This window comes from Microcystis sp. M113S1 (assembly GCF_020246945.1).
In the GTDB taxonomy this organism is placed as follows: domain Bacteria; phylum Cyanobacteriota; class Cyanobacteriia; order Cyanobacteriales; family Microcystaceae; genus Microcystis.
The window spans coordinates 1-3,539 of the sequence record NZ_JADBSA010000064.1; the positions used below are offsets into that span (position 1 = coordinate 1).

At 41.1% G+C, this 3,539-nt stretch carries 4 protein-coding genes; 2 read left to right on the forward strand and 2 right to left on the reverse strand.

What is annotated here, in order from left to right:
- Positions 1 to 296: 296 nt before the first annotated feature.
- The gene (locus IM319_RS03685; protein ID WP_287674038.1) at positions 297 to 986 is read right to left on the reverse strand and encodes a J domain-containing protein; all 690 of its coding nucleotides are present in this window, start codon (positions 984 to 986) and stop codon (positions 297 to 299) included.
- A gap of 632 nt (positions 987 to 1,618) precedes the next feature.
- On the reverse strand, positions 1,619 to 2,383 hold the full coding sequence (locus IM319_RS03690) for a PD-(D/E)XK nuclease family protein (protein ID WP_287684582.1): 765 nt from the start codon (positions 2,381 to 2,383) through the stop codon (positions 1,619 to 1,621).
- 147 nt (positions 2,384 to 2,530) lie between these two features.
- Here IM319_RS03690 and IM319_RS03695 point away from each other — a divergent pair, with 147 nt between their 5' ends.
- A complete protein-coding gene (locus IM319_RS03695; RefSeq protein ID WP_287734692.1) occupies positions 2,531 to 3,139 on the forward strand; it encodes a DUF4347 domain-containing protein in 609 nt (202 codons plus the stop codon).
- A 111-nt stretch (positions 3,140 to 3,250) separates the two neighbouring features.
- Positions 3,251 to 3,487, forward strand: a complete 237-nt coding sequence (locus IM319_RS03700; protein ID WP_061431623.1) for a hypothetical protein — start codon at positions 3,251 to 3,253, stop codon at positions 3,485 to 3,487.
- Positions 3,488 to 3,539 lie beyond the last annotated feature (52 nt).

Sequence of the window (3,539 nt, forward strand, 5' to 3'; positions counted from 1 at the left end):
AACTGATGACTTACCCACTGATAACTGATAACTGATAACTGATAACTGAGAGGTGCAACCCTGGAAGTTCTCAGATGCTCTATTAAAGATCAAGAAAAGCCGTCGTAAAACGACGGGGTTTTAACCCAAATTTTCGATAATTAATTTTTCAAGCTTCAAAGACTGCAAAAATAAGGATTAAATGGCCTAAAATCTGTAAATAGACCATTTAATTGATTGTTATTCATTCTTAATTCTCCTGACTACTGGCTACTGACTCCTAACCCTAACAACAATTTTTGATTTTTACAAGAGGTCTAATTTTGGCACTGACTGGCTATCTGTTTAGCTTCCACCTGTAAACGCTGGGCCATGCGAAACATTTCTTGGCCGGTGTGGAGAGAGCGATCATCGTAGTTAAGGGTAAAGGTTTCCAATTCTTCTAGTCCATCAGTGAGATGATTGAGACAGTAGTAAAGAGAAGCGGCCACTTTGGCCATTTTGGCAGGGTTTGGCCGTTGGCAAAAGAGGGTTTTGGCTCGATCGAGATTTTGGCGACAGGTTTCTAGATAGTCTTGAAAAACAGCCATTAACTGATCATCGAAGGGATCGGCAGATAGGTGATCGATCTGACCTTTGAGAGGCCGGATAATTTGACCGATCAGCCGATTAATCGGGCTATAGGTCTGGTTATACCACTGTTTGACCAGGGCTTCGTCTTCCCGGGCTGCTTCTTTGTAACGATGGTAATTTGCTTGGGCGGTGGCAGTGCGTTGGGCGCGCTTTTCCGGAGAATTGCTGATTAGTTGGTTATCGTAGTCTTTTCTTAGTCTCGGATCGCTTAATATCTCGTAGGCGGCGTTAATAGCGACGATTTTATCGTGACTGGCACTATCGTTTTGACTATCGGGATGGAATTTTCTTGCTAAACGCCGATAGGCCTGTTTAATCTCGTCAGGGGTCGATTTATAGCTGATTTCTAAGGTCTGGTAGTGGTTGCCGGTCATGAGCGCAAGCGATCGATCTGTCTTTTGTTATTATCGGGGCGGGGAAGGAGAATTGTCGAGAATGGGAAGTGGGAAGTGGGAAGTGGGGTGTGGGAAGGATAAATAAAAATAATCTCCTGAATACTGTCTCCTCAATCCTGACTCCTAACCCAATGCTAGATGTGGGATTTTTGCAGGAGTTCTATTTTTTGACAAAGATAAGCAAAAATTATTTATTGACTCTAAACACTTGAGAATATTTAAATTAACATTCCGCAATATTTATAAATTCTTAAGAATTAATTGAGAAAGATTTTTATTTAACAACGATGTTGCAATGGTTACAGCGATTTGGTAGAATTTCATAGTCGGTTATTCTGTGCTTTTTTGGGCAGCAGTGGTTGAAACCCTTGCCACACCTACAAGGTGATCCTAGTTAAGACAGGTAAATTAGTCAATTTCACCCACAACGATGATCTTTTTTTTGTGTAGTTTTGTTGCAAAAAAAAAGTTTTTTTGACAAAAAACACAAAGTATGATAAGAAACCAACGCATTTCTGGCTGCCAGTAATTATTGCAGAGTGGGGTTAGGGTGTGGGGAGAATAAATAAAAGCAATCTCCTGACTGCTGAATTCTGACGAAATTAGCAAAATTAGACAAAAGGATTGATTTCAGGGATATGATCGATCGAGGGTAACTCTATTTTGCTCGATCGCTCTTGTCCAAGATAATAGGGACAATGAAGCTGACAATCGGGACGATGGGGAAAATCGACTAAATCATTTTGGTATGCTGATAGATAGCGATCGAGATCTTTCAATAAACGGCGTAAATCTCGCCCTGTCTGTTGGTGTAGTTTCCGATTATAGTTAAAAGTAATTTGTTCGGGGCTGCGGGGTAGCTGCACAAACCAATAGGTCATCGATAAACTATCAAGAGGATAAGCAGAAGTTTCTCCCAATACATACAGATAAAGTCTCGTCTGCCAATTTTTGGCTAGTTTGTCAGCATCGATAGGTTTTAAGTAGGTTTTCCAGTCAAAAATTACGGCTCGATCGCTCTCTAATAAAATTAAATCATAGATAACCGTTAATAAATAATTACCCACAGTTAAACTGCGAGAATGTTCCGCTTCGCGATTCGCTTCTCCCGGATTTTGGGCAATGGCCGGGGCAGCCTTTAATAGGGCTGTTAAACAATGTTCTAACTGTTCATTTTCCTGTAACAGAGACGCGATCGGCAGTCCTAATTCCCGCTGCTGTAATAATAGGTGAAACTGACTGCCCCATTCTTGCCGCTGCAATTGTTCAGGGTCAGCCGGTGTGTTAAGTTCCTCTAGATAGACTTTTTGAAATCTGGGTGGACAGGTTTCCAATAGGTTTAAATGACCTTGGGCAAGACGGTAGATCTTAGGCATAATAGGGTTATCGTGAATATTATCGAGAAAACGGGTTTCTCGAAGAAACCCGTTTTCTGTATAAATGTTAATTGATGTTACAGGGGTCTTGAAAAATTGGCGATTGTTTGCGCAAAATAGTCGCAGTCATCCCTTGAGGTTAATATCATCACTTCTTCTCTTTTGCCGAGCCTTCCTGCTGTTGACGATGTTTTGTTCAATTTTGCTCAATCTGATGGCTTGAGTCAAGTTAATCAGGTGGATAGTGCGAGAAATCAGGGTTTAACCGCACCCGAATTAAATACTGTAGTTTTCCTTGATGCTGGTGTTACCGATTATCAAAGTCTCCAAGCTGGGGTAATCCCTGGAGTCGCCACCGTTATTCTCTCTCCCAATAAAGACGGAATCGAACAAATATCCGCTTTTTTACCACAAAATCCCCAGATTAGCACCATTCACCTCGTTTCTCATGGTGCGCCTGGATGCTTATATTTAGGGAATTGTCAACTTAATTTAACAAATATTTACGATTACCGCCAACAGTTACAGAATTGGGCAAAGATTAATCGTATTCTACTTTACGGTTGTCAGGTTGCGGCGGGAGATGCGGGGACAGAGTTTATTAATAAATTGTCCCAAATTACTGGGGCAAAAATAGCGGCTTCCAGCCGACGGGTAGGAAATGCAGCCTTAGGAGGAAGTTGGGAGTTAGAGGTGAGTTTACCCGCGACAAAGGGAGAGAATCAAACTTTTGTTGAAACATTAGCTAAGATGTAGATGTAGGTTGCTCTCATGGGAAGTTTTGTGACGACAAGTAGCATTGATGATATTTATGGGGAATAATGAATCTAGAGGATCGCCTAACTTTCTGATTGACAGCGACTCGCCATGAACCAAACAACCGCCAATTATGATGAACCCTGGAAAGAAGCATTAAGCGAGTATTTTGAAGCGTTTTTATGCTTCTTTTTTCCCGAAGTTCACCAATTGATTGATTGGACAAAAATTCCCGAATCCCTAGAAAAAGAACTCAAAAGGATTACCGCTTCAGCAAAGACAAAAAAACGTTTCGCTGACAAACTCTATTCAGTTATCAGTTACCAGTTATCAGTTATCAGTGACTAATTGGAAGCAAGTAGTAATCCTTTTGCTATAATCGTCATGGCACACCTGAAAA